We start from the raw sequence: 25091 nt of genomic DNA on the forward strand, positions 1-25091 counted from the left end.
TTACTCCAGCCCGTCCAGCAGCTCGTCGACCTTTTCCAGGGTCAGACGCTCATGGTAGTGACCGTTGATGACCATCATCGGCGCGCCGCCACAACCGGCCAGGCACTCTTCCTCGCGCTTGAGGTAGACGCGGCCGTCCGGGGTCGATTCACCGTGCTTGATGCCCAGCTTCTTCTCGCAATGGCGGACGATGTCCTCGGCGCCATTGAGCCAGCAGCTGATGTTGGTGCAGATGGCCACGTTGTTGCGGCCCACCTTCTCGGTCTCGAACATCGAGTAGAAGCTGGCGACCTCGTAGGCCCACACCGGCGGCAGGTCGAGGTACTTGGCCACGCCGGCGATCAGTTCGTCGGTCAGCCAGCCCTCGTTCTGCTCCTGGGCCGCATGCAGGCCCTGCAGCACGGCAGAGCGCTTGCGGTCCGGCGGGAACTTGGACAGCCAGTGATCGATGTGAGCGCGGGTCTTGTCGCTCAGCACCACCATCGGGTCGACGTCGCGCGCCGCCTCGAAATTACCTGTCGCCTTCATCGGCCGACCTCAGCGAAATGCATAACGTGAAATTCCAGAAACTGCGGCGCCGGCTTGCGCCGGCTGCCTGCAGCGGGCGTTGGCGTGGCGGACGGCATTACCGGTCAACCTCGCCGAACACCAGGTCGTAGGTACCGATCATCGCCACCACGTCGGCCAGCATGTGGCCGCGCACGATCGAATCGATCGAGGACAGGTGGGCGAAGCCCGGTGCGCGCAGGTGCACGCGGAACGGCTTGTTGGCGCCGTCGGAAACCAGGTAGCAGCCGAACTCGCCCTTGGGCGCTTCCACTGCAGCGTAGGTTTCACCGGCCGGCACGCAATAGCCTTCGCTGAACAGCTTGAAGTGGTGGATCAGCGCTTCCATGTCGTCCTTCATGTCCTCGCGCTTGGGCGGAGCGACCTTGAAGTTCTTGACCATGACCGGGCCGGGGTTGGCCTTCAGCCAAGCCACGCACTGCTTGATGATGCGGTTGGACTCGCGCATTTCGGCAACGCGGACCAGGTAGCGGTCGTAGCAGTCGCCTTCCTTGCCCAGCGGGATGTCGAAATCGACGGCATCGTACTTGGCATACGGACGCTTCTTGCGAAGGTCCCAGGCAATGCCCGAGCCACGCAGCATCACGCCGGTCATGCCCCACTGGTGGGCCAGTTCCGGAGTGACCACGCCGATGCCGACGGTACGCTGCTTCCAGATACGGTTGTCGGTCAGCAGGGTTTCGTATTCGTCGATGCGCTTGGGGAACTCGACGGTGAAGTTCTCCAGGAAGTCCAGCAGCGAGCCTTCGCGCGAAGCATTGAGCTGCTTCAGCGCCTTGCCCTTGTGCCAGCGCGATTCCTTGTACTTCGGCATGTGGTCCGGCAGGTCGCGGTAGACACCGCCCGGACGGTAGTACGCCGCGTGCATGCGCGCGCCGGAGACCGCTTCGTAGCAGTCCATCAGCTCTTCGCGCTCGCGGAAGGCGTACAGCATCACCGCCATCGCACCCAGGTCGAGCGCGTTGGAACCCAGCCACATCAGGTGGTTGAGGATGCGGGTGATTTCGTCGTACATGGTGCGGATGTACTGCGCACGCTCCGGCGCTTCGATGCCCATCAGGGTCTCGATCGCGCGCACGTAGGCGTGCTCGTTGCACATCATCGACACGTAATCCAGGCGATCCATGTAGCCGATCGACTGGTTGAACGGCTTGGACTCGGCCAGCTTTTCGGTACCACGGTGCAGCAGACCCACGTGCGGGTCGGCGCGCATGATGGTTTCGCCGTCCATTTCCAGGATCAGGCGCAGCACACCGTGCGCGGCCGGATGCTGCGGGCCGAAGTTCATGGTGTAGTTGCGGATTTCCTGCCGGCTTTCGGCGGCGTTGCTGGCGAAGGCTTCGCCGGCCTGGTGTACGTGGCTCACTTCACTGCCTCCTGCGCGCGCTCACCTTCTGCGGTCTGCAGACGGGCGTCGTCGCGGATCACGCGCGGCACGCCGACACGCGGCTCCACCGAGGTGACCGGTTCGTAGATCACGCGCTTCTTTTCTTCGTCGTAGCGGACTTCGACATTGCCGATCAGCGGGAAGTCCTTGCGGAACGGATGGCCGACGAAACCGTAGTCGGTCAGGATCCGGCGCAGGTCCGGGTGGCCTTCGAAGATCACGCCGTACAGGTCGAACGCTTCGCGCTCGAACCAGTTCAGGCCCGGCCAGATGCCGGTCAGCGAGGACACCACCGGCAGCGCTTCGTCAGGGGCGAAGCAGCGCAGGTGCATCATCAGGTTGTGCTGGTACGAACGCAGCTGGGCGACCACGGCGAAACGCTGGGTCGGCATGTGCTGCGGGCGGGCACCGTCGGCGCCGTTTTCCTCGGTGGGGAACTCGCCCCACGCGAAACGGCCCTGGGCCTTGCCTTCGACGCCACGGCTGAAGCCCTGCGAGGACACGTCGGCGGTGTCCCATTCGTCGGAGCCATAACCGAGGTAGTCGACGCCGCAGAGATCCACGGCCTGCTCGAAACCAAACTCGTCACGCAGCGCCAGGGCGGTGGCGTGCCACTCGGCGGCAGGCACTTCCAGCGTCACTTCGCCGCGGGGTTCGACCACGATGACCTTCGCACCTGCGAAACGTGCGGAGAGTCGGTCGATGAAGGATGCTTGCTCTGCCATGGGGGCTTGGCGCGCTCTTGTCAGGTGAAGGGGTCAGCGGGCGATGGTCTGTGTACGCCAGATCTTCTTCTGCAGCTGCAGGATCCCGTACACCAGCGCCTCGGCGGTCGGCGGGCAGCCCGGGACGTAGACGTCCACCGGCACCACGCGATCACAGCCGCGCACCACAGAATAGGAGTAGTGGTAATAGCCGCCACCATTGGCGCAGCTACCCATCGAGATGACCCACTTCGGGTCCGGCATCTGGTCGTAGACCTTGCGCAGCGCCGGGGCCATCTTGTTGACCAGGGTACCGGCCACGATCATCACGTCGGACTGACGCGGCGACGGGCGGAACACCACGCCGTAGCGGTCAAGGTCCAGGCGCGCGGCGCCGGCGTGCATCATCTCGACCGCGCAGCAGGCCAGACCGAAGGTCATCGGCCACATCGAGCCGGTGCGCGCCCAGTTCAGCAGTGCATCGACGCTGGTGGTGACGAAGCCCTTTTCCAGCAGCGGGTTGTCGCCCTCCGGCCGCAGGATGTCATCAACCCGGCCTTCCGGCGTGGGGTTGTTCATGAGGCCATCGAGAGTCTGAATCACTCCCATTCCAGCGCTCCCTTCTTCCAGACGTAAATGAAACCGAGGAACAGCATGCCGACGAACAGGCCCATGGTGATGAGCGAACGGGCACCCAGCTCCATGAAGACCTGGGTCCACGGCACGATGAAGATGATTTCCAGGTCGAAGACGATGAACTGGATCGCGATCAGGTAGTAGCGCACGTCGAACTTCATGCGCGCGTCTTCGAAGGCCTCGAAGCCGCACTCGTACGGCGACAGCTTTTCCAGATCGGGGCGGCGGGGACCGAGGAATCGACCAACCAGCATCAGCGTAATGCCGATACCGGTGGCAACGATCAGAAACAGCAGAGACGGCAAATATTCGGCCAGCACAGCGATTCTCTCTTGCCTCTGCCGCCGCGCCTGCAGGCGCTTTGGCATGGGGGAGTGGACGGGAATCTGCCTGGCGCCTTGCGCGCCAGACGAACCCGCTTTACTTACAAATGGTGCCCAAGAGGGGACTCGAACCCCTACGACTTGCGTCGCTACCACCTCAAGGTAGTGCGTCTACCAATTCCGCCACCTGGGCAAACGATCACATCAGACTATCTTCCCGATGCGCCGCGTATTGTAACCGGCTTCAGTCTTTCTGGGAGCCTTCCGAAGGCTTTTCTTCACCAGAAACCGAAGATTCCGCCTGAGCCGGCACATTCGCGGCCGGAACCGGGGCGGCCGGGACCGCATCGGCCTTCGGAACGGCCGGCAGTTCGCCCGCCGGAGCCGCCGGAGCGACTGCCGCCGGGGCGGACATCAGGCCCAGATCCTGGTCGGCCGCCGGGCGGCTGCCATGACCGGCATACCAGGCCATGAAGAGGCTGATACCGAAGAACACGACAGCCAGCCACTTGGTCGACTTGGACAGGAAGTTCGAGGCGCCGCGCGCACCGAACACCGTACCCGAGGCACCGGCACCAAAGCCCGAACCCGCCGCCGCACCCGAGCCACGCTGCATCAGGATCAGCGCGATCATGGCCACAGCGACCAGCACGTAGACGACATTGAGGATCAACATCAGCATTGGAAACCGCCCTCGGACAAAACTTCTAGGATTAGTTCGCGGCCGCCGCCCGTGCGATGGCCAGGAAGTCCGCGGCCACCAGGGAGGCGCCGCCGACCAGCCCACCATCGACATCCGGCTGCGCGAACAGTTCCCCGGCATTGTCGGGCTTCACGCTACCGCCGTAAACAATGGGCAGTGAATCAGCGATTCTAGCATCGATACGCGCGACTTCGCCACGGATGAACGCGTGCACCTGCTGCGCCTGCTCCTTGGTAGCGGTACGGCCGGTACCGATGGCCCAGACCGGCTCGTAGGCGACCACGGCCTTGGCGAAACCGGCCGCGCCGACCAGCTCCAGCACCGGCGCCAGCTGGCCGGCGATGACCGCTTCGGTCTGCCCGGCCTCGCGCTGTTCCAGGGTCTCGCCCACGCACAGCACCGGCACCAGGCCGGCGTGCTGGGCGGCGGCGAACTTGCGCGCGACCAGCTCGCTGCTTTCGTGGTGGTACTGGCGGCGCTCGGAATGGCCGACCAGGCCATAGCGGGCGCCGACCTCGACCAGCATGGCGGCGCAGACCTCGCCGGTGTAGGCGCCCTTCTCGTTGCTGCTCACGTCCTGCGCGCCAAAGGCCAGGCCGGTCTCGCCGAAGTCCTCGACCAGCTCGCCCAGGTACGGCAGCGGCGGCAGGATCACCACGTCCACCCCCTCCAGCGGCAGCCCGGCGGCGACCTGCCCCAGCAGTTCATTGGCGAATTGACGGCTGCCATGCAGCTTCCAGTTTCCGGCGACGATCTTGCGGCGCATGAGCGGGTGGCTCCTGTGTGAAGTCAGCCGGTCATGATACCCGTTACGGCAAAAATCCGTTTCCGTGTAAGCGGTTACATGGATTTTCAGCCAACGGCGCAGCCCCTCGTGGCGGGGGTGGGGTTGGGTTGGTCGCGGAGAGCCCGGTTGGACTTGGGGCTTGGCCGGGCGGGCGGGACTGCGCAGGGGGCGCTGCAAGTCCCCCTCCGGGGCCCGGCCCAGCCGCTGGCGGCTGTGCGTTCTGGCGCTTGCGAAGCAGTACTTCGCAAGCAAAGCGCCCTCACCCCTGTAAGCTCGGTCGCCGCTTGCTCGTGGGCGCTGTCCTGCACACACGAGCAAGACCCGGGTTGGGCGTCCTGCCCGACGCGCCCGAGGCATGCCTCGGGCCCATGCGGCTCACGCCCCTGCGCAGCCCCACCCGCCCGGCCTCTGACACATTCCGGCGGTTCCGCCCGCCACGGAAAGAAATAAGAAGATCAAAAGCAATGACTCGTCCTGCCATAGGTTGACACCGATGGGTGGATGGTCCGGCCGCCGTCAGGCGGCCAAAGACGCCCGATGCATCGCATCGGGCGTCTGCATTTTAAGGGACAGGTGGGGGCGCTCAGCGTTGTAGATGTCTACGGCCTCAGCCACCATCTGGCGGGCTTGCCCCAGGTCCCGTGGGCGATGAAGCAGGAACTCGCACTTGAGGATCCCGTTGACTCGCTCTGCCAGAGCGTTCTGATAGCAGTCGTAGCCGTCGGTCATCGAGCAGATCAGGCCGTGCCGCGCATGGATCTTCTGGTAGTAATCCGAGCAGTACTGGATTCCACGATCAGAGTGATGGATCAGCTTCTGCGGTGTCTTTCTCCCTTTCAGCGCCATCTCCAGCGCCTGAGCTACCTGCTCTGTCTGTAGCGTTTCATGCACGCTCCAGCCCACGATCTTGCGCGACCAGGCATCGGTGACCAGGCTCAGATACACGAACTTCCCCTGCGTCGGCAGATAGGTGATGTCCGCCACCCACACCTGCTCGCTACCGGTTGGTATTACGCATCCTTGGCCAGGTTTGAGCAGATTCGGATGCCTGCGAAAGCGATGATGGCTGTCGGTAGTCTTGTGATAAGCCCGACGTTTCGGTACCAGCAGGCGCGCTTCCCGAAGTACGTCAAACAACCGGTCACGTCCCATGGTGATTCCCGCCGCCTGCAGCTTCGGTTCGATCAAATAGTGCAACTTGCGCGTCCCGATCCGTGGCTGCCGCACGCGGCAATCGCTCACCAGCGCCAGTGCTTTGGTCTCGCTGGCGCGTCGTCGTTGATGCCGGCACCCCGCTTGATAGAACGCCTGTCGACTGATGCCGAAATGGCGGCAAGCCCTTGCCACGCTTACGCCTTTGAGGCGCCCTTGCGTGAGGACTTGCCTGAAGGCTTTTTTACGATGCGCACCCCGTAATCCTCTTTGAGGACATCCACGATGGCTTCGAAAAGCTGTGCTTTCTCGTTGGCCTCCCGTAACTGGACCTGCAGGGCCTTGATCTGTTGTTCCGGCGTCAGCGGCGTGGCCGGTCCACTTTTGGGAGAAGTCGTCATGGGGGCAGATGATGCACCACCTGACCAATCCTGCCGACCATGGCGGCGAAGCCACTTCAGAACCGTGCTGCTGCCTTGGATACCGTATCGCTCCTGAGCCTTCTTATAGGTCAGTTCTCCACGCTCGACCTGATCGACCACAGACAACTTGAAGGCCAGCGAGTAATCCCGCTGACTGCGCCTGATTGTTGATTTCATTGAACATTCCTTTTCCAGAGGGAAAAGGTGTCAACCCAATTCAGGACGGGTCATGCTAAAGAAAAAGGCCGCCTTTCGGCGGCCTCACTTCTCATTACTTCAGCTTGATCTCGCGCAGGCGTTCCTCGAGGAAGCCATGGGCGGTGATCGCCTCCGGGTACCGGCTCGGATTCTCCGGGGTGATGCAGGACGGCAGCACGTCGATCAGATAGTCCGGGTTCGGATGCAGGAAGAACGGCACCGAGTAACGCGGCTGGCGCGCCAGCTCGCCCGGAGGATTGACCACGCGGTGGATGGTCGACGGGTACACGTGGTTGGTCAGGCGCTGCAGCATGTCGCCGATGTTGACCACGATGGTATCCGCATCTGACGTAAACGGCACCCACTCGCCCTCGTGCGACTGCACTTCCAGGCCCGCGGCGCTGGCGCCGACCAGCAGGGTGATGAAGTTGATGTCGCCATGCGCGCCGGCGCGCACGTTCGGGATGTCGTCGGTGGTGATCGGCGGGTAGTGGATCGGGCGCAGGATCGAGTTACCGAAGTTGGTCTTGTCGGCGAAGAAGTCTTCCGGCAGGCCGATGTGCAGGGCCAGCGCCGACAGTACGCGCGAACCCAGGTTGTCCAGCGCCTGGTACAGGCCGTAACCGCGCTCGCGGAAGCCCTCGACCTCGGTCGGCCACAGGTTCGGCGCCATCACGTCGCGGTACTTGGAGTCGTCGGCGATCTCGCGACCGATGTGCCAGAACTCCTTCAGGTCGAAATGCTTGGAGCCCTTGGCGGTCTCCACGCCGAACGGGGTGTAGCCGCGGGCGCCGCCACTGCCGGCCACGTGGTACTTGCGCTTGACCTCCTCCGGCAGGGCGAAGAAGGCCTTGAAGGCATCGTAGGCCGCGTCGATGTCGGCCTGCGGGATGCCGTGGTTGCGGATGCCCGCGAATCCCCATTGGCGGTAGGCCGCGCCCAGCTCGGCCACGAAGGCCTCGCGGTCGCTGTCGAAACGGGTGATGTCGAGGGTGGGGATCTGGCTCACAGCGGTTCCTGGCTTGTCGTTGGGTCTGGAAGGGCCAGCGCATTCATGGCCCACCTGAACATTGTGACAGATCGCCCGGGGGACGCCACTCGATACGAAGAAACAAACCGATACAATGCGCAACCCGCGCGCGGATTAACGATTCCGTCACAACCGGGACTCCCGCCCCTGTTCCACCTGCCGCCTCCGTCCTTCATGCGCCCTGCTGCTCCTTCTGCCAACACCTCCCTGCCCTCCGGCCCGGCACGTCACTGGCGCCGATTGGCCTGGTGGTCGCTGTTCGTGGCCGGCAACGCGCTGCTGGCGATGGCGATCACGCTCGGCAACGTACCGCTGGCCGACAACCCCGGTGGCGCAATCGGCCTGGTTTACCTGTCCGTCGCTCTGCCGGGGCATCTGCTCGCCTTCGGTGCCCTCGCAGGCCTGCTGCCGCTGCTGCTGGGCCTGTGGCCGCGCAGCGCGCGCACGCTGAGCATCAGCGCCGTGCTGCTGCAGGGCCTGTGGCTGTGCCTGCTGCTGGTTGATGCGAAGGTTTTCACTCTGTATCGGTTCCACCTCAATGCCATGGTGGTGAACATGGTGTTCGGCGGCGCGCTGCAGGACCAGGTCGCGTTGTCCTGGAAAACCTGGCTGCAGGCCGGACTGCTGGTCGCCGCCATCTTCGCCGCCGAAGGCCTGCTGGCCTGGGCATGCTGGAAGCTGTTGCCCGCCCTGCCCCGCCGCCGCCGGGTCCTGCAGGCCTGGGCGGTGGTCGCTCTGCTGATGGGGGGGGGCCAGGTCGCCACCGCCTACTACGATGCCCGCGGCGACCGTGACGTCATCGCGCAGTGGAACTACCTGCCCTGGGCGCAGCCGATCACCGCCAAGAGCTTCATGCGCAAACTGGGCGTTGTCAGCGAACAGCAGGCTGGCCTGCCTGACCCGCGCCATGCGCAGCTGCTGTATCCGCTGCAGCCCCTGCGCTGCCAGAACCCGCATCGGCCGAATGTGCTGATGGTGGTGCTGGAGTCGCTGCGCCAGGACGCCATGACGCCGCAGCTGATGCCCAATACGACGGCACTGGCCCAGGCTTCGCGCGTGTACGACCAGCATTTCAGCACCGGCAATGCCACCCGCTACGGCCTGTTCGGCCTGCTCTACGGCCTGCCCGGCGGCTACTGGCAGAGCATGCTGGACGAACAGCGCGGCTCGCAGCTGTTCCAGGTGCTGGGCCAGCAGGGCTACGACCTGCACCTGTACGGCAGCGCGCCGCTGTACAGCCCGGAGTTCGACCGCACCGCCTTCGCCGACGTACGCGACCAGCTGCACCAGGGCCCCTCCGCCCTGACGCCCGACAAGCGTGACGCAGCCATCGTCACCGCGCTGCAGAACGACATCCGCACCAGCCAGGCCGCGCAGCACCCGTGGTTCGGCTTCGTGTTCCTCGACTCCACCCACGCCGGCTACCACCTGCCCGCCAGCTACCCGCCGGTGGCCACGCCGATGGCCAAGGAGATCGACTTCCTGTCCTTCGGCCCGGACCACGACCCGACGCCGGAGCTCAACCGCTACCGCACCGCCGTGCACTACGCCGACAGCCTGATCGGCTCGCTGCTGGACGACCTTCGCGCACAAGGCCTGGCCGAGAACACCATCGTGCTGGTCACCGGTGACCATGCCGAAGAGTTCAACGACCTCAAGCTGAACTACTGGGGCCACAACGGCAACTTCTCCGACTACCAGCTGCAGGTGCCGTTCGTGCTGCACTGGCCAGGCCAGGCCAGCGGCCATGAGATGCGCACCAGTTCGCATGAGGACTGGGTGCCGACGTTGATGCGCCACGCACTGGGCTGCGAGAACGCACTGAGCGACTTCAGTACTGGCCAGGACCTGCTGGCCGCGCCCACCACCAGCGAACGTGCGCTGGTGGTGGAGAGCTGGTCGCAGCGCGCGGTACGCCATGGCGATGCCATCTACGTGTTCGACAAGTTCGGCAACGCCACCGCGCTCGACCGGCACTACCGTCCGCTGCCGCAGCAGGCGCCGGACGCCGCCGCCATCCGCTCCGCATGGGAAGCGCTGACCCGCTTCCGCAACCGCTGAACTTCAAGGACCGATCCTGCATGAACCGTCCGCTGCGCATCCTGCATACCGAAGCCGCCAAGGGAATGGGCGGGCAGGAGATCTACATCTTCCGGCACATGCAGGTGATGCGCGCGCGTGGCCATGAAGTGTCGTTGCTGTGCCAGCCCGATGCGCGCCTGGCCACACTGGCACGCGACGACGGTTTCACCGTGCATACGCTGCGCATGGGAGGCCTGGCACGCCTGCTGCGCGGCGTGTGGTCGGTATCGCGACTGGTGCGCCGCGAACGCTACGACGTGGTCAACACCACCAGCCGCCGCGATGCGCTGATCGCCGCCGCCGGTGCACGCCTGGGTGGCACGCCGCTGGTGGTGCGCTCGCGCCACCTGATGAGCCCGGTCAATTCGCTGCTGACCTATACCGGGCTTCCGCACCGGGTGTTGACCGTCAGCAGCTTCGTCAAGCAGCTGCTGGCCGACCGTGGCATTCCGGCCGAGCGCATCGGCATCGTGCCGCCGATTGCGGTTCCGCCGCGCTGGAGCGAGATCCGCAAGACCGATCCCTGGCAGTGCCTGCAGGACGCGCGCGCGCAGGTGCGTGCCGAGCTCGGTTTCGGCGAACAGGACATCGTGGTCGGCTGCGTGGCGGTACTGCGCGAGCCCAAGGGCCATGCCGACCTGCTGCAGGCGATGATCCCGCTGTGCAAGGCCAACCCGGACCTGCACCTGGTGATCGTCGGTGATGGCCAGGCCGTGACGGAACGACTGCGGGCGATGTGCGCCGAGCACGGCCTGCAGCGCCAGGTGCACCTGCTCGGCTACCGCGATGGAGCCTGCCGGCTGATGGCCGGCTTCGACATCTTCGCGCTGGCCTCGCACAAGGAAGCGGCCGGCACCGTGTTCCTGGAAGCGGCTTATGTGGGCGTACCGATCGTAGCCACGCGGGTGGGTGGCGTGCCGGAGATGGTGGTCGATGGCAGCAATGCGATCCTCACCCGTTTGGGAGACAATGCCGCCCTGACAGGTGCCTTGCGCCTGCTGGTGGACGACCCGGAACGGCGGCGGCAGATGGGCCGCGCTGGCTGGGACTGGATGCACGGCGCACACCGCTTCACGCCGGACGGCCACGGTGAAGCCACCGAACACTACTACCACCAGTGGCTGAAGGAGCTGGGACATGGCTGATGCGCGAACCGTTCCGGTGCTGATGCACCACCATGTCAGCCCTTCGCCGGGCATGATCACCGTGTCGCCGGAAAACTTCGAAAGCCAGATCGCGTGGCTGGCAGGCAATGGCTGGACCTCACTGACGCTGGACCAGTACGCCGGCTTCCTGGCCGGCAAGCCGGTGCCGCGCAAGTCGATCGTCATCACCTTCGACGATGGCTACCTGGACAACTGGGTGTATGCCCATCCGATCCTGCAGCAGTACGGCATGCATGCCGTGGTGTTCGTGGTCACCGGCTGGATGGGCGAAGGCCCGGAACGTCCGCATGCCGGCATTGCCGGAGCGACGCTGCCTTCGACGCCGGACCATCGCGGCTGCGAAGCGGCGATCTACGAGCAGGACCGCAGTGACGACGTGATGATGCGCTGGAGCGAAGCACGTGCGGCCATCGCCGCCGGCACCTTCGAAGTGCATTGCCACACCCATACCCACACCCGCTGGCTGCGCCGTGACGATCTGGACCGTGCGCAGCGCCGCGCGGGCCTGAGCCGGGATCTGGCGATCTCGCGCGAAGTCCTGCAGGACAAGCTTGGCGACGTGTCCGATACCTTGTGCTGGCCGTACGGTGATTTCGACCAGGATCACATCGAAGTGGCGCGCGAGCAGGGCTTCCGCTACCTGCACACCACCCACCCGTTCGGCCGCAACGTGATCGGTGGCGACCCGGAACGCATCTATCGTTTCGCGATCCGCAACCGCCCGGCCAACTGGCTGCGCAAGCGCATCCGCCTGAGTTACAACCCGCTGATCGCGCCGCTGTTCAATGGGTTCAAGGCACGCCAGAAGAAGATGGTGCCGGGGCCCTGAGCACGCCATCCTCCCGGGCAGCCGCAAAAGAAAACGCCCCGGAATTCCGGGGCGCTTTCTTTGTACGGATGTGCAGTCGCCTCAGCTGGCGGCTTCACGCACCGCAGCGGACAAGCGGTCCAGCGTCTGCTGCATCAGCGTAGCGTCATCGGCTTCCACGGTGACCCGAACCACCGGCTCGGTACCGGACGGCCGCAGGAACGCGCGGCCACGGCCGGCTACGGCCTGCTGCGCCACGGCCAGCGCGGACTGCACGCTTTCAGACTGCACCGTGGCCTTGGCCGAGACATTGCCCAGACGCACGTTGACGGTCTTCTGCGGCACCCGCACCAGGCCCTTCAGTGCCTGGCGCAGGGTCTGCCCACTGTTGCGCAGCGCGACCAGCACCTGCAGAGCGCTGACGATGCCATCACCGGTGGTGGCCCGGTCCAGGCACAGCAGATGGCCCGACGCTTCCCCACCGAGTACACCGCCGCCTTCGACCAATGCCTGGTGCACGTAGCGGTCACCAACGTTGCTGCGCACGAACGGGATCTGCAGATCGGCGAAAGCTTTCTCCACGCCGTAGTTGCTCATCAGCGTGCCGACCACCGGGCCGCGCAGGCGGCCTTCGTCCTTCCAGGCGCGGGCCAGGATGTACAGCAGGTCGTCACCGTCGACCGGGTTGCCCTGGTCGTCGGCCATCAGCACACGGTCGCCATCACCATCGAACGCGATGCCGAGATCGGCACGGGTCTCGCGGACTTTGGCCGCCAGGTTGTCGATATGGGTGGAACCCACACCGGCGTTGATGTTGACGCCGTTGGGCTCGGCACCGATGCCGATCACCTCGGCCCCCAGTTCGCGGAACAGCAGCGGTGCGATCTGGTAGGTGGCGCCGTGTGCGCAATCCAGCACCAGGCGCACGCCACGCAGATCGAACGCGCGCGGCACGCTGGCCTTGCAGAACTCGATGTAGCGGCCGACCGCTTCACGCGCACGCGATGCCTTGCCCAGCTTCTCCGATTCGGCGGTGGTGAACGGAATGTCCAGCGCCGCTTCCAGGGCAAGTTCGGTGGCATCGTCGAGCTTCTCGCCCTGGGCCGAGAAGAACTTGATGCCGTTGTCGTAATGCGGGTTGTGCGAGGCGCTGATGACGATGCCGGCGTCCACGCCCAGCGTGCGGGTCAGGAACGCCACCGCCGGGGTCGGCATCGGCCCCAGCAGCTGTACGTCGGCGCCGGCGGCGACCAGGCCGGCTTCCAGTGCCGCTTCGAACATGTAACCGGAAATGCGGGTGTCCTTGCCGATCACCACGATCGGCCGGCGCCCATCCTGGCCGCGCTGGGCGACCAGGACACGGCCCAGGGCATTGCCCAGGCGCAGCACGAAGTCGGCCGAGATCACGCCCTGGCCGACCCGCCCACGGATGCCATCAGTACCGAAGTACTTGCGGCCTCCCATCACGCCACCTCCGGCGCCGGCTGACGGCCCAGCATTGCCAGCAGATCGGACAGGCGGTCGCGCATTTCGCGGCGGTCGCAGATCTGGTCGATGGCACCGTGCTCCAACAGGAACTCCGAGCGCTGGAAGCCTTCCGGCAGCTTCTCGCGCACGGTCTGCTCGATCACGCGCGGGCCGGCGAAGCCGATCAGCGCCTGCGGTTCGGCGATGTTGATGTCGCCCAGCATCGCGAACGAGGCCGACACACCACCGGTGGTCGGGTGGGTCAGCACCGAGATGTACGGCAGGCCCGCTTCACGCAGCTTGCCCAGCGCGGCCGAGGTCTTGGCCATCTGCATCAGCGAGAACAGGCCTTCCTGCATGCGCGCACCGCCACTCTGCGAGAAGCACACGTACGGGGCGCCGATCTCGACCGCGGTTTCGGCGGCCAGCGCGAAACGCTCACCCACCACCGAGCCCATCGAGCCACCCATGAAGGCGAAGTCGAAGGACGAGGCCACCAGTGCACGGCCCTTGAGCAGACCGCGCATGGCGATCAGCGCGTCATATTCGCCGGTGTTCTTCTGCGCGATCTTGATGCGCTCGCTGTACTTCTTCTGGTCCTTGAACTTGAGCAGGTCGGTCGGGCCCAGGCGCGCACCGATCTCGGTGGTGCTGTCGGCGTCGAACAGGGCGGCCAGGCGCGCACGTGCGCGGATCGCCATGTGGTGGCCGCACTTCGGGCAGACCTCCAGGTTCTCTTCCAGTTCCGGACGGTACAACGCGCTGCCGCAGTTGCTGCACTTTTCCCACAGGCCCTCGGGGACACTGCGCTTCTTGCTGGGGGTGTTGTCGGTGCGGATGCCGGACGGCATCAACTTGCTGAGCCAACTCATGCGGGAGGACACTTCCGTTCAGGGCGGCCCAAGGGCCGCAAAGGCGGACAGTCTAGCTCCGCTTTCCCCGCCCGTGCACCCCCTTGCCGGACACGGGGCCGCCGGAAAAAACCATGCTGGGACGTACGTTTAGGTGCGGGGAAGTGCCAGCCGCTGGCCGGCAACCCTTGTCGCACACGCGGCCCAGGCGTGTGCCGGCCAGCGGCCGGCACTACCCCTCAGGCGTCCAGAGCCTGCCGCAGCGGAGCCAGGAAGGTTCGAGCGCGCTGTGCGGCCTCTTCAGCCGAGCCCGCTTCGGCCAGCGCCGCCACCAGCGCGCTGCCGACCACCACGCCGTCGGCCTGGCGGGCCATCGCCGCAGCACTGTCGGCATCCTTGATGCCGAAGCCGGCCACCACCGGCACCGAAGCACGCGCGCGCAACGCCTGCAGGCGGGCACTGGCGGCATCGCTGTCCAGGCGCTCGGACGCGCCGGTGACACCGGCAAAGCTGACGTAGTAGAGGTAGCCACGGGCCAGCGCCAGCAGCTTGTCGGCGCGCGCCTCGCTGGTAGTCGGCGACGCCAGCAGGACCAGTGCCAGGCCCGCTGCATCGAAGGCCTGCTGCGCTTCGCCGGCTTCTTCCGGCGGCAGGTCGACCAGCAGAACGCCGTCCACACCGGCCTCCACGGCTGCCGTTGCGAAGGCCGCGTAGCCATGGATCTCCACCGGATTCAGGTAGCCCATCAGCACCACCGGCGTCTGAGCGTCACGCTCGCGGAACTGCGCAACGGCCTGCAGCACGTAGCGGCTGCCAGCACCACGCGCCAGCGCGCGCTCGGAGCTGCGCTGGATGGTCGGGCCGTCGGCCATCGGGTCGGAGAACGGCACGCCCAGTTCGATCACATCGGCACCGGCATCGACCAGCGCGTGCATGACCGGCACGGTGGCCTCCAGCGAGGGATCACCGGCGGTGATGAAGGGAATCAGCGCCTTGCGCTGCTGCTCGCGCAGTCGCTGGAAACAGGCATCGAGTCGGGATACAGGCATCTCAGGCACATCCTTCAATCAGTTCAATCGCATCGCTGGTCCCCCAGTACATCTGGATGACCCTCCCTTCAAACAGTTCCACGCGGATGCCAAGGGCCGAGCCCGGGTCCTGCCAGGTGAGGTACTCGCCCTGGTCACCGTCGTAGGCATGCGGGCTGGATACCGGCGGCTTCGGGAACTGGGCCATGGCCTGGGCGCGGGTCATGCCGACACGCAGGCCGAACGGCCCGGGCTGCTGGGTCGGCGCCCCGCTCTCCGGATCCAGGCCGAGATCGAAACGGACGACACGATCTTCATCGGTCATCATCGACACGCCCGGCGGCAGCCCCTTGCCGTCGTAGTACTCGCAACTGCCGCCGATGGCTTCGACCGCCCCTTGCGCGGTCCACGGCCCGAGTGCCTTCAGATCGGTCATATGCTGGCCGATCAGCACCTCGCCGGCATGGTCCAGCGCCACCGAGGCCACCGCGGGCGCGTCATCGCTGTCCTTATCTTCCACAGACGGCGGATCGTCGATCGGCGTACGCGCCATCGGGTCAAGATCATCGTTGGCGGCCTGCTGCACAGGCTGCGTGGTGGCCTTGGCGGCCGGTGCCAGCACCGGCGGCTCCGGCGGCTGGCACGCGGCCAAGCCCAGCGCCAGCAGCAGCACGCCGCTGTTCCGCAGCCGCGCGCTCACAGCACCAGCCCTTCGCGCGCGGCGATGGTATGCACGTCCTTGTCGCCACGGCCGGACAGATTGCAGAGGACGATCTGGTCACGCGGTCGCTCACGCGCCAGCTTGATCGCCTGTGCCAGCGCATGGCTGGACTCCAGTGCCGGCAGGATGCCTTCGGTGTGCGCCAGCAGGTGGAAGGCCTGCAGCGCTTCCTCATCGGTGATGCCGAGGTAGCGTGCGCGGCCGGTATCGGCCAGGAACGCGTGCTCCGGCCCGACACCCGGATAGTCCAGGCCGGCTGACACCGAGTGGGTCTCGATGATCTGGCCGTCGTCGTCGCACAGCACATAGGTGCGGTTGCCGTGCAGCACGCCCGGCCGACCCGCCGCGATCGATGCAGCGTGGCGCCCGGTGCTGATGCCATCACCGGCAGCTTCGGCGCCGACGATCTCGACCTGGCGATCATTGAGGAAGGCATGGAACAGGCCGATGGCATTGCTGCCGCCGCCGACGCAGGCGGTGATCGCATCCGGCAGGCGGCCGTACTCGGCCAGCATCTGCTCGCGTGCTTCGCGGCCGACGATGGCGTTGAAATCGCGCACCATGCGCGGGTACGGATCCGGACCAGCCACGGTGCCGATGATGTAGAAGGTGTCCTGCACGTTGGTCACCCAATCGCGCATCGCTTCGTTGAGCGCGTCCTTCAGGGTGGCCGAGCCGGAGGTGACCGGCACCACCGTCGCACCGAGCAGCTTCATTCGGTAGACGTTGATCTTCTGCCGCTCGATGTCGGTGGCGCCCATGTACACCACGCATTCCAGGCCCAAGCGCGCGGCAACGGTGGCACTGGCCACGCCATGCTGCCCGGCACCGGTCTCGGCGATGATGCGCTTCTTGCCCATCCGCGCGGCCAGCAGCGCCTGGCCGATGGTGTTGTTGATCTTGTGCGCACCGGTGTGGTTCAGGTCCTCGCGCTTGAGCAGGATCTGCGCACCGCCGACATGGTCGCTCAGGCGCTGGGCGTGGTAGATCGGGCTCGGCCGGCCCACGTAATGGGCCAGGTCGCGGTCATAGGCCAGCTGGAATTCGGGGTCCTGGCGGGCCTGGTCATAGGCCTGGGCCAGTTCCTGCAGCGGGCCGACCAGGGTTTCGGCGACGAAGCTGCCACCGTAGCGGCCGAAGTGGCCCTGGGCATCCGGGAAGGCGTGGTAGTCGGCAATGGGGGAGGCAGACATGGAAGCGACCGCTGGTTCGAGACAGGTGGATACTCTAGCGCACGGGTCGTGACCGGAAAATGGATATTATCTGGCGCATATCGTCAGGAAATCTCACATGAGTCGTTCCCTGCTGCCTCCCCTCAATGCGCTGCGTGCGTTCGAGGCCACCGCCCGTCTGGGCGGGGTTGGGCGCGCCGCGCAGGACCTGCATGTCACCCACGGCGCGGTCAGCCGGCAACTGAAGCTGCTGGAGGATCATCTCGGCCTGGCATTGTTCCAGCGTGCCGGCCGCGGGCTGCGCCTGACCGCTGCGGGCACGCGACTGCAGGCCGCGTGCAGCGAGGCGTTCAGCGGCATCGAAGACTGCGTGCGCGAGCTGCGCCGGCCGACGGCGGCCCCAGCACTGGTGCTGGGCTGCAGCGGCAGCGTACTGGCGCGCTGGATGATCCCGCGCCTGCCCGTGCTGCAGGTCGCCCTGCCCGGCGTGCGCCTGCAGTGGTCGGCGCTGGATGGCAGTTTCACCGAAGCACAGGCGGCGCTGGATGCCGTGCTGCTGCTGGCGCAGGGGCCGTGGCCACGGGGCTGGCAGGTGCGTGAGCTGGCGCCGGAACGGGTCGGCGTGGTGGTGGCACCCTCGCATCCGGCCGCGCAGCGCCTGCGGCAGGTACCGCCCTCGGCGCTGCTGCAGGAAACGCTGCTGCACACCAGCTCACGGCCGCAGGCGTGGCCGGCGTGGGCGCAGGCGCACGATCTGGACACCGCGAAGCTGCAGCTGGGCACCGCTTTCGAACATCTGTACTACCTGCTGGAAGCAGCCGTGGCCGGGCTGGGCCCGGCGATCGCACCGGAGCCACTGGTGGCCGAAGATCTGGCAGCAGGCCGGCTGGTCGCACCGTGGGGGTTTACCGCCACCGGCGGCTTCTGGGTGCTGGCGCGGCCGGATGGCCCGGCCGATGCACGGGTGGACGCCCTGGCCGACTGGGCAGCAGCACAGCTGCAATGAGACGAGGCCCCGGGCGGCGTTCACCGCCCGGAGCCGGCAACACAGGCCTCAGCGACCGCCCATCGCGACCCGCTGCTGCTCCTCATGCACCTGCTGCTGGTGCGAAGGATCTGCCAGCAGCTTGGCACTGGTCTGCTCCAGCGACGGCGGCGCCTGGGCCAGGTCCACCGCGGTGCGGAAGCCCGGCGTCGTGCCCATCACGAACGCCTTGCCATCCTGCACCGTGATGCTCTGCAGCTTGTCGGCCGCGTCGATTCCGTTCTGCTTTGCATGCAGGGTGATATTGGCGGCAGCCTCTTCGGAAAACACGCTGGGAAGCTTGCTGCGGACGGCGTTGTGCAGTGCGTGGTCCGGATGCGATGCATCGTTCAGCGACGGCCCCTTCGGTACAGCCGCTGCAGGTTCATGGCCCTGCGCACGGCCCGCCGCCAGCGCGGCAGCGGTCTGGCGACCGACAATTCCATCGGCCACCAGCCCCTGCTGTTTCTGCAGCGCGATCACCGCTTCGCGGGTGTGATCACCAAAACGACCATCCTCTGACAACCGATGGCCCTGCGCATCACGCACACCGAGCTGGTTGAGAGTCTGCTGCAACGCCTGCACGTCGGCGCCACGCTGCCCCTGCTTCATCACCTCGCTGGCCGCCGCGTGTGATGCAGCCGGCTGCACGGTGGCGGTTGGCCGGGACAGCGCAGGTTCGCCATTGCCGTGCAGCGGCGCGCGCACCTGGAATTCCGGCTTCGGTGTCAGCGCACCAACGATGCGGGTGCTTCCGCCATCCCAGTACCCGCCCGGCCGGATGGTGACCTCGGCTGGCCCGGTGCTTCCCTGTGAACCGATGAACTGGATGTTTCCCTGCGCGTCGTAGCCTTTGAAAATGCCGACATGCTGGCCCTGCGACGAGGAGAACATCAGGATGTCGCCCTGCTTCAGCGATCCGTTCGGTTTGCGTGCTTCGGCAGCCGAGGTCACATCGAAATGCTCGCGTGCGTAAGCCGTGGTGTTCGCACCATTGAACAGCGTCGACGTAGTGAACCCCGCAGCGTTCTCGCCACGCACGTCGTAACCCGCGTTCTTCAGGCCGCGCCATACGAACGCCGAGCAATCCACGCCGAAGCGTCCGTCACCATCGAGGTCACGCTCCAGCCGGCTGCTGTCGCGACCCGGGCGCGGATGGTCCGGGCGCCCGTATTCGTACTGGCGGCCTGAGGCCATGAAATGCTGATAGGCCTCGTTGTAGAGCGCGGCACTGCCGACTGCAGCCGCGGCCTGGCCCGCAGCGGGCGCCGCCGCCGAAGGCGTCTGTACCTGCGGTTGGGTCTGGGTCTGCACGGGCGCAGCCGCCGGTGTGCGCGTGGGAGGCTGCTGCGTGGCAACCTCACCCGGCTGCCAGCCCTCGAAACGGCGGATGCCGTCGGCCAGCACTTCACGCTCGCGCACGCTCATCTGGCCGACGGTCTTCGAGCGCAGGTCGACCCCCTGGCGATCGCCTTCGGCATAGATGGTGGCCGCCTGCTCCTTGTGGTGGGTGGTGCCGCTGTAATCCTTGGTGGAGTAGCTCGGCAGCATTTCCTCCACGGTCTTGTCGCCGAACCGGCGTTCGAGCAGCTGGATCTTCGCTACCCGGCCGGCTTCATAGCTTTCGAAAATCGCGTTGCCCCATTGGTCGAGATCGACCACGCCCTTGTAGCGCCCCTGCGCCGATTCCAGCGCCTGCTCGCGGGTACGCGGATTGGTCACCGTCTTGTCCGCGCTGCCGGCAAATTCAAACTTGAGATTGCCAGGATTGTTGTTGCGCCACGAGACGCTGCCGCCTGATCGTTCGACGACACTGCCATCGTCCATTTCCAGCGTGCGTGTGGTACCTACGCTGCTGACCAGCCGGGTGATTTTTGGATCCGACATGAGCTGTTCCTTTGCCAGTGGTTGATTGGACCGCTCCCCTGGCGGTGATTACATTCCGTTGGAAAACACGTCGAGCACGTCCGCACTGACCCAGCCCTGTGCGCAGTTCCCGGCGTAACGTCCCGGCGCCGCCGCATGGCAGGCCTCGCCCCCCGTGGTCGCCAGGCCAGTGATCGGCCTGTCGCCATAGGTGTCACACAACGTGTTGCCCTTGCACTTGCCGACCGTCGCAGCGGGAACCGCAACGACGTAATAGAACAGCGGATTCTGTCCGGTGCGTCCGATGCCCTGCACGCAGACCAGCTGCCCCTTCGACAGCTTCGCGGTCACGCTGGCCTTGCTGCCGGTGGATGGCACCGCACTCAACGTCTCCACGCCCTTGGCATCGGCTACGCCAGCGAAGAAACCCTGGTCGCCACAGTCCGGCGACAGTTCGACATCGTAGAAATCACCGCTGTCCACATCGCCCGCCGTGCAGCCGCTGCCTCTACTGGCGTTGCTGCATTTCACGCCACTGGCCTGGATCAGCGCAGCCAGGCCGTCGGCTGCCGGTGCTGCCGCCGGAACCGTGGCCGGTGCTGTGGCAGGTGCATCTGCCGGTGCGGCAGCGGCCGGTGCCGATGCGGTCGGGGCGGATGAGTCACCGGCCGCACACGCGCCCAAGGCAAGCAGCAGGCCGGGCACGAGCGTCAGGCGGGCCAGGCGGATACGGCGGGAAGAGAGATGGGGCATATCCATTGCGTCCTCGTTCGAAAGGTAGGGCGTATCTCAAGGGTGCGGCCAGCGACACGCACACGGCATCGCACCCAGCCAAGACAGGCTGGGCGCATTGTGTCCGATCAGATGTTCGGGGGGTGTCGACTTTTTGGCGCTGGAACCTGAATCAACCGAAAGCGTGAAGCTCATCGCATTCAGGATTCGCCCGCCTTCACGGCGCGGCGGAATGCACCGTCGACGATGACATTCCGGGTGACCCCTCAGGTGACGCGGATCACTCCAGAACGGTGCAATCCGCGCGACGCACTTCTTCGACGAAGGTGCGCATCTTGTAGCCGTCCTTGATGCCCGGCTCCAGCTCGATACCGCTGGAGACGTCCACGCCCCACGGCAGCGTCGCCAGCACGGCATCGTAGACGTTCTCAGGGTTCAGGCCACCGGCCAGCAGGAACGGCCGGTGCAACCCGGTCGGAACGCGGCCCCAGTCGAACGCCACGCCGGTGCCGCCACCGCCACCCGGGGCGTGGCTGTCGAACAGGAAGCCGGCAGCGCTGGGGTAGCGCAGCTGCAGGGTGCGGGCGTTGACCTCTTCACGGCCGCCCATGGCGATCGCCTTCAGGTACGGCATGTTGAAGCTGCGGCAGAAGCTTTCGTCTTCCTCACCATGGAACTGCAGCAGGGTCGGACGTACCGTACGCAGCACCTCGCGCACTTCCTCCTTGCTGTTGTTGCGGAACAGCGCCACCACGTCGACCATCGGCGCGATCGCCTGGCGCATCGCGCGGGCCTCGGCCGGTGCAACCCGGCGGCTGCTCTCGCGGGCAAAGATGAAACCCACTGCGTCCACGCCCAGCTCACCGGCCAGGCGGACGTCGCCGGCACGGGTCATTCCACAGAACTTGATGCGCGTACGGTAGTAGGAACGGCTCATAGCGTGACCTCGGCGGGCAGATGCCAGTTGTCGGGGTACAGGGGCCCAAGGAACACCAGGCCCTGCGGCGGTGCGGTGGGACCAGCTACGGTGCGGTCGCGCCCGGCCAGCAGTTCGGCGATCCATTCCACCGGTTTTTCGCCGCTGCCCACCAGGATCAACGATCCGACGATATTGCGGACCATGTGATGAAGAAATGCATTGCCACGTACTGCGACTTCGATCACTTCGCCATGACGGCTGACCTGCAGCGACTGCAGTTCACGCCGCGCATGCAGCGCCTGGCACTGCACCGAACGGAACGCGCTGAAGTCATTCTCACCAAGCAATGCCTGGCCGGCGGCGTGCATCAGGGTCTCGTCCAGCGCACGGCGCTCCCAGCTCAGGGTCTGCCGGTCCAGCGCCGGCCGTACCTCGCGGTTGAGCAGCCGATAGCGATAGCGGCGCGCACGCGCGGAGAAGCGGGCGTGGAAATCATCGGCCACCGGCACGCACCAGCGCACCGCGATCGCGCGCGGCAGGCGGGTGGTGGTGCCGAGCATCCAGGCGCGCGGATCGCGCACCACGTCGGTATCGAAATGCACGACCTGGCACTGGCCATGCACGCCGGCATCGGTGCGGCCGGCGCAGACCACCTGCAGCGGCGCATCAGCCACCGATGACAGGGCCTGCTCGAGGCTGGCCTGCACGCTGGGACCACCCTCGCCCAGGTTCTGCCAGCCCCTGAAATCGCTGCCGTCGTACTCGACGCCAAGCGCATAACGCATGTGCTACCTCGATGTTGCGGATGGGGCGGCGCTCAGGCCGGATCGCGTTCGGACCAGACCGCCAGTTCGTTGCCACCGGGCTCGACGAACTGGAAGCGGCTGCCACCGGGGAAAGAAAACACCGCGCGCACGATCTCGCCGCCGGCGTCGCGCACGGCGGCCTCGACCGGTGCCAGTGCGTCGGCATACAGCACCAGCAGCGGTGCACCGCTGTCGCTGGCCCGCTGCGGCTGGCCACGGAAGAAGCCGCCCTGCAGGCGGCCATCGTCGAACGCCGTGTAGTCGCTGCCGTAGTCGACGAACGACCAGCCGAACACCTTCTCGAAGAAGGCACGGCTGGCAGCCGGGTCGCTGGACGCGAATTCAACGTAGTCGATGCGGCGTTCGCGGCTCATGGCAAGGTCCTTGTCGGCAGGTTCGGTCACGGCAGGCGCTCCAGCAGTTCGCGGGCCTGGGCCTGGCTGTGCAGGTCACCGCCTTCGGCGACTTCCAGCAACAGCGTGCGCGCCGTCTGCGCGTCGCCCAGATCGAGGTAGGCAATGGCCAGTTCCAGGCGCTCCTGGCCGGCACGTGGCGACCAGCCGGCGTCGCCGGCAGGCGCGGCCGCGCTCGACGCGATGTCGTCGGAATGAGAGGCCTCGATGCTGCCATGGTCGATGCCGTCGATGGCTTCGGGATGAGCGGCATCCGCCGGCGCCTCGTTGTCATGCGCGTCGGCCGGCAGATCGAACACGCCGCGGAACTGCGGCTGCTGTTCGGCATGCAGTGCGTAGTCCGGCACCGCCACTTCGGCCGGCGCCTGCGGTACAACGCGTTCGTCCTGCAGCGGCACGGCGACGACAGCCTCGTCGGCGGTGGTTGCGGAATCGTCCCAGCGCGGCAGATCGGTCACCGCTTCGGGCAAGGCCACCGCGTCCTCGTCGCGCAGCGTGTCGGCCTGCCAGTCGGCCCGTACCGCGTGCTCGGCGACGGGTTCGGCGACCACTACGTCGTGCACTTCGGTTTCGGTCGCCCAGTCGGGCATCGCCGGTTCCTGGCGGCCGTTGCCGGCAACAGCCGATGACCACGAGGACTGCTCGGCCAGCGTATCCAGCGCCGCACCCGCCGGCACCGCTGCGGCCAGGCCGGCGGCATCGTCTTCCTCACGCAGCGGCGGCAGCGGCGACGGCTTGCGACGACGCAGCAGCCAGGCGGCGCCCGCCGCCAGCAGCAGGACCGGCAGCCCCAGCCAGTACCACGGCGTTGCCGCATCGCGGGCATCCGGTGCCTGCGCCAGGCGCTGCTGCGCGGCGGCCAGGTCGTTGTCCTTCATCGCGATCAGCGACTGCTGCTGTTCCTTGAGCTTTTCCAGGTCGGCCACGCGCTGCTTCAGCTCGCCGATCTCGGCATCGCGGGTGGCGATGTCCTCACGCGCCTGGCGCAGTTGTTCGTTGCCCAGCATGTCACCCTCGCTGCCGGCAGCGGTGCCGGTGGTTGTGCCCACATGCGCGGCGTCGGACGCCAGCGCCGGAGCGATCTCAAGTCGTGCCCCATTGGCCGCAGCCGGGGAAGAAGCATTCGTGGCTGCCGCCTTGGCAACCGGTGCGGCCATGCCCACCGGTTGCGGCACGGTACGCGCCTGCCGCCATTGCGCGGCATGCTCGCGCACGAGCGTCGCCGCTTCGGCAGCGTCGACCGCAGCAAGCGCATCACTGCCGGGCATGCGCAGCACCGCACCCTGCTTGAGCAGGTTGACGTTGCCGCGGATGAAGGCTTCGGGATTGGCACGCAGCAGGGCGATCATCGCGCGGTCACGACTGACCTGGTTGCCACGTGCCACCGCACTGGCGATCTGCGACAGGGTCTGCCCGCGCTGCACGGTGATGCTGCCATCGGCCGCCGGTGCAGCAACCGGCGCGGAGGCCGCACGCGGGCGTGCCGGTGCTGGCGCCACCGCTGGTGGCGGCGTCGTGGGCGTCTCTGCTGCTGGCACCGAAGCCGAAGCCGGTGCAGGTTCGCGCACGATGGTATTGGAGAGCATACCGGCCGGCGCGACGATTTCCGGCTCGGCCACGGCCAACGCACTGGGCGGCGCATCGACCAGTGCCGAGTACTCACGCACCAGGCGGCCCTGGCCCCAGTCGGCTTCGATCAGGAAGCTGAGCGACGGCGTCTCCACCGGCGCCTGCGAGGTGACGCGCACCACCGCCCTGCCCTGCGTGTCGCGGGTCAGTTCGAACTGCAGTTCACTGACCAGTCCGGTTGGCCGCTGCAGGCCGACACGTTCGAAGGTGACCGGTGAGGCCAGCGCCACGCGCAGGTTTTCCAGTTCGGACGGGTCCGCCGAGACCACCGGGATTTCGGCCAGCAGGGGCTGGCCCGGCTTGGACAGGACCCGGATGTCGCCCAACCCCAGGGCAAGCGCCGAACTGCTGGCCAGGGCGAGCAGTGCGGCGGACAGATAGGTGAGCGGGCGCTTTGCGCCCTTGGCCCGTTTATTCATGGGCGACACTATAAAGCGTGCGGACCGGGGTCCGCACCCACCGATGGAAGACCTTCGGTAGTGCCGGCCGCTGGCCGGC

24 protein-coding genes and 1 tRNA gene are annotated in these 25091 nt (G+C 66.5%); 4 read left to right on the forward strand and 21 right to left on the reverse strand.

Going from position 1 to position 25091, the window contains the following annotated elements; genetic code table 11:
* From nuoE to ACZK5G_RS15685, 10 genes are all read right to left on the reverse strand, one after another.
* On the reverse strand, nucleotides 1-528 hold the full coding sequence (gene nuoE / locus ACZK5G_RS15640; protein ID WP_006381132.1) for an NADH-quinone oxidoreductase subunit NuoE: 528 nt from the start codon (nucleotides 526-528) through the stop codon (nucleotides 1-3).
* A 97-nt stretch (nucleotides 529-625) separates the two neighbouring features.
* Nucleotides 626-1933 carry an NADH-quinone oxidoreductase subunit D gene (locus tag ACZK5G_RS15645; protein WP_006458796.1) on the reverse strand — a complete coding sequence of 436 codons (1308 nt, stop codon included), beginning with the start codon at nucleotides 1931-1933 and terminating at the stop codon, nucleotides 626-628.
* A complete protein-coding gene (locus tag ACZK5G_RS15650) occupies nucleotides 1930-2679 on the reverse strand; it encodes an NADH-quinone oxidoreductase subunit C (protein ID WP_005410462.1) in 750 nt (249 codons plus the stop codon). Before ACZK5G_RS15650 ends, ACZK5G_RS15645 begins: the two co-directional genes overlap by 4 nt.
* 33 nt (nucleotides 2680-2712) lie before the next feature.
* On the reverse strand, nucleotides 2713-3267 hold the full coding sequence (locus ACZK5G_RS15655) for a NuoB/complex I 20 kDa subunit family protein (RefSeq protein WP_005410463.1): 555 nt from the start codon (nucleotides 3265-3267) through the stop codon (nucleotides 2713-2715).
* Nucleotides 3258-3614: an NADH-quinone oxidoreductase subunit A gene (locus tag ACZK5G_RS15660; RefSeq protein ID WP_008265012.1), complete on the reverse strand. Its 357-nt coding sequence runs from the start codon at nucleotides 3612-3614 to the stop codon at nucleotides 3258-3260. Before ACZK5G_RS15660 ends, ACZK5G_RS15655 begins: the two co-directional genes overlap by 10 nt.
* 111 nt (nucleotides 3615-3725) lie before the next feature.
* A tRNA-Leu gene (locus ACZK5G_RS15665) sits at nucleotides 3726-3810 on the reverse strand.
* A gap of 51 nt (nucleotides 3811-3861) precedes the next feature.
* Nucleotides 3862-4299, reverse strand: coding sequence for a preprotein translocase subunit SecG (gene secG, locus ACZK5G_RS15670; protein ID WP_010486424.1), 438 nt, complete (start codon nucleotides 4297-4299; stop codon nucleotides 3862-3864).
* A 31-nt stretch (nucleotides 4300-4330) separates the two neighbouring features.
* Nucleotides 4331-5086, reverse strand: coding sequence for a triose-phosphate isomerase (tpiA, locus tag ACZK5G_RS15675; RefSeq protein WP_032128643.1), 756 nt, complete (start codon nucleotides 5084-5086; stop codon nucleotides 4331-4333).
* Between the two features lie 537 nt (nucleotides 5087-5623).
* Nucleotides 5624-6858, reverse strand: a protein-coding gene (locus ACZK5G_RS15680) for an IS3 family transposase (RefSeq protein WP_478463987.1) whose coding sequence is annotated in 2 segments (ribosomal slippage) — nucleotides 5624-6507 and nucleotides 6507-6858 — 1236 coding nt in all. Because the reading frame shifts where the segments join, the coding sequence is not laid out codon by codon here.
* Between the two features lie 94 nt (nucleotides 6859-6952).
* On the reverse strand, nucleotides 6953-7888 hold the full coding sequence (locus ACZK5G_RS15685) for an isopenicillin N synthase family dioxygenase (protein ID WP_032128257.1): 936 nt from the start codon (nucleotides 7886-7888) through the stop codon (nucleotides 6953-6955).
* Nucleotides 7889-8083: 195 nt separating this feature from the next.
* Here ACZK5G_RS15685 and ACZK5G_RS15690 point away from each other — a divergent pair, with 195 nt between their 5' ends.
* From ACZK5G_RS15690 to ACZK5G_RS15700, 3 genes are read left to right on the forward strand one after another with little or no spacing between them, the layout of a single operon-like run.
* A complete protein-coding gene (locus ACZK5G_RS15690; RefSeq protein ID WP_478463988.1) occupies nucleotides 8084-9970 on the forward strand; it encodes a DUF3413 domain-containing protein in 1887 nt (628 codons plus the stop codon).
* Between the two features lie 20 nt (nucleotides 9971-9990).
* A complete protein-coding gene (locus ACZK5G_RS15695; RefSeq protein WP_478463990.1) occupies nucleotides 9991-11136 on the forward strand; it encodes a glycosyltransferase family 4 protein in 1146 nt (381 codons plus the stop codon).
* Complete coding sequence (locus ACZK5G_RS15700) at nucleotides 11129-11986, forward strand: polysaccharide deacetylase family protein (RefSeq protein WP_478463992.1); 858 nt, start codon at nucleotides 11129-11131, stop codon at nucleotides 11984-11986. The genes ACZK5G_RS15695 and ACZK5G_RS15700 overlap by 8 nt, the downstream gene beginning before the upstream one ends.
* A gap of 81 nt (nucleotides 11987-12067) precedes the next feature.
* Here ACZK5G_RS15700 and glmM read toward each other — a convergent pair whose 3' ends face one another.
* The 5 genes from glmM to trpB all read right to left on the reverse strand — a co-directional run bounded on the left by glmM (nucleotide 12068) and on the right by trpB (nucleotide 17225).
* Nucleotides 12068-13429, reverse strand: a complete 1362-nt coding sequence (gene glmM / locus ACZK5G_RS15705) for a phosphoglucosamine mutase (RefSeq protein ID WP_010483073.1) — start codon at nucleotides 13427-13429, stop codon at nucleotides 12068-12070.
* Nucleotides 13429-14304: an acetyl-CoA carboxylase, carboxyltransferase subunit beta gene (gene accD / locus ACZK5G_RS15710; RefSeq protein ID WP_005410473.1), complete on the reverse strand. Its 876-nt coding sequence runs from the start codon at nucleotides 14302-14304 to the stop codon at nucleotides 13429-13431. The genes glmM and accD overlap by 1 nt, the downstream gene beginning before the upstream one ends.
* A gap of 218 nt (nucleotides 14305-14522) precedes the next feature.
* Complete coding sequence (gene trpA / locus ACZK5G_RS15715; protein WP_032128252.1) at nucleotides 14523-15332, reverse strand: tryptophan synthase subunit alpha; 810 nt, start codon at nucleotides 15330-15332, stop codon at nucleotides 14523-14525.
* A 1-nt stretch (nucleotide 15333) separates the two neighbouring features.
* Nucleotides 15334-16011, reverse strand: a complete 678-nt coding sequence (locus tag ACZK5G_RS15720) for a hypothetical protein (RefSeq protein ID WP_032128251.1) — start codon at nucleotides 16009-16011, stop codon at nucleotides 15334-15336.
* A complete protein-coding gene (gene trpB, locus ACZK5G_RS15725; protein ID WP_032128250.1) occupies nucleotides 16008-17225 on the reverse strand; it encodes a tryptophan synthase subunit beta in 1218 nt (405 codons plus the stop codon). Before trpB ends, ACZK5G_RS15720 begins: the two co-directional genes overlap by 4 nt.
* A gap of 97 nt (nucleotides 17226-17322) precedes the next feature.
* Here trpB and ACZK5G_RS15730 point away from each other — a divergent pair, with 97 nt between their 5' ends.
* On the forward strand, nucleotides 17323-18210 hold the full coding sequence (locus ACZK5G_RS15730; protein ID WP_478463995.1) for a LysR family transcriptional regulator: 888 nt from the start codon (nucleotides 17323-17325) through the stop codon (nucleotides 18208-18210).
* A gap of 48 nt (nucleotides 18211-18258) precedes the next feature.
* On the opposite strand, the gene ACZK5G_RS15735 is transcribed toward ACZK5G_RS15730, so the two are convergent.
* From ACZK5G_RS15735 to ACZK5G_RS15760, 6 genes are all read right to left on the reverse strand, one after another.
* Nucleotides 18259-20115 (reverse strand): C40 family peptidase, encoded by a 1857-nt coding sequence (locus ACZK5G_RS15735; protein WP_478463996.1) that lies wholly within the window; start codon nucleotides 20113-20115, stop codon nucleotides 18259-18261.
* A gap of 48 nt (nucleotides 20116-20163) precedes the next feature.
* Complete coding sequence (locus tag ACZK5G_RS15740; protein WP_478463998.1) at nucleotides 20164-20853, reverse strand: hypothetical protein; 690 nt, start codon at nucleotides 20851-20853, stop codon at nucleotides 20164-20166.
* 253 nt (nucleotides 20854-21106) lie between these two features.
* Nucleotides 21107-21763: a phosphoribosylanthranilate isomerase gene (locus ACZK5G_RS15745; RefSeq protein ID WP_019660598.1), complete on the reverse strand. Its 657-nt coding sequence runs from the start codon at nucleotides 21761-21763 to the stop codon at nucleotides 21107-21109.
* Nucleotides 21760-22530 (reverse strand): tRNA pseudouridine(38-40) synthase TruA, encoded by a 771-nt coding sequence (gene truA, locus ACZK5G_RS15750; RefSeq protein ID WP_478463999.1) that lies wholly within the window; start codon nucleotides 22528-22530, stop codon nucleotides 21760-21762. The genes ACZK5G_RS15745 and truA overlap by 4 nt, the downstream gene beginning before the upstream one ends.
* Nucleotides 22531-22562: 32 nt before the next feature.
* On the reverse strand, nucleotides 22563-22925 hold the full coding sequence (locus tag ACZK5G_RS15755) for a VOC family protein (protein ID WP_032128247.1): 363 nt from the start codon (nucleotides 22923-22925) through the stop codon (nucleotides 22563-22565).
* Nucleotides 22926-22951: 26 nt separating this feature from the next.
* Nucleotides 22952-25012, reverse strand: coding sequence for a FimV/HubP family polar landmark protein (locus tag ACZK5G_RS15760; protein ID WP_478464000.1), 2061 nt, complete (start codon nucleotides 25010-25012; stop codon nucleotides 22952-22954).
* Nucleotides 25013-25091 lie beyond the last annotated feature (79 nt).

This window comes from Stenotrophomonas sp. 62841_Sma (genome assembly GCF_056482945.1).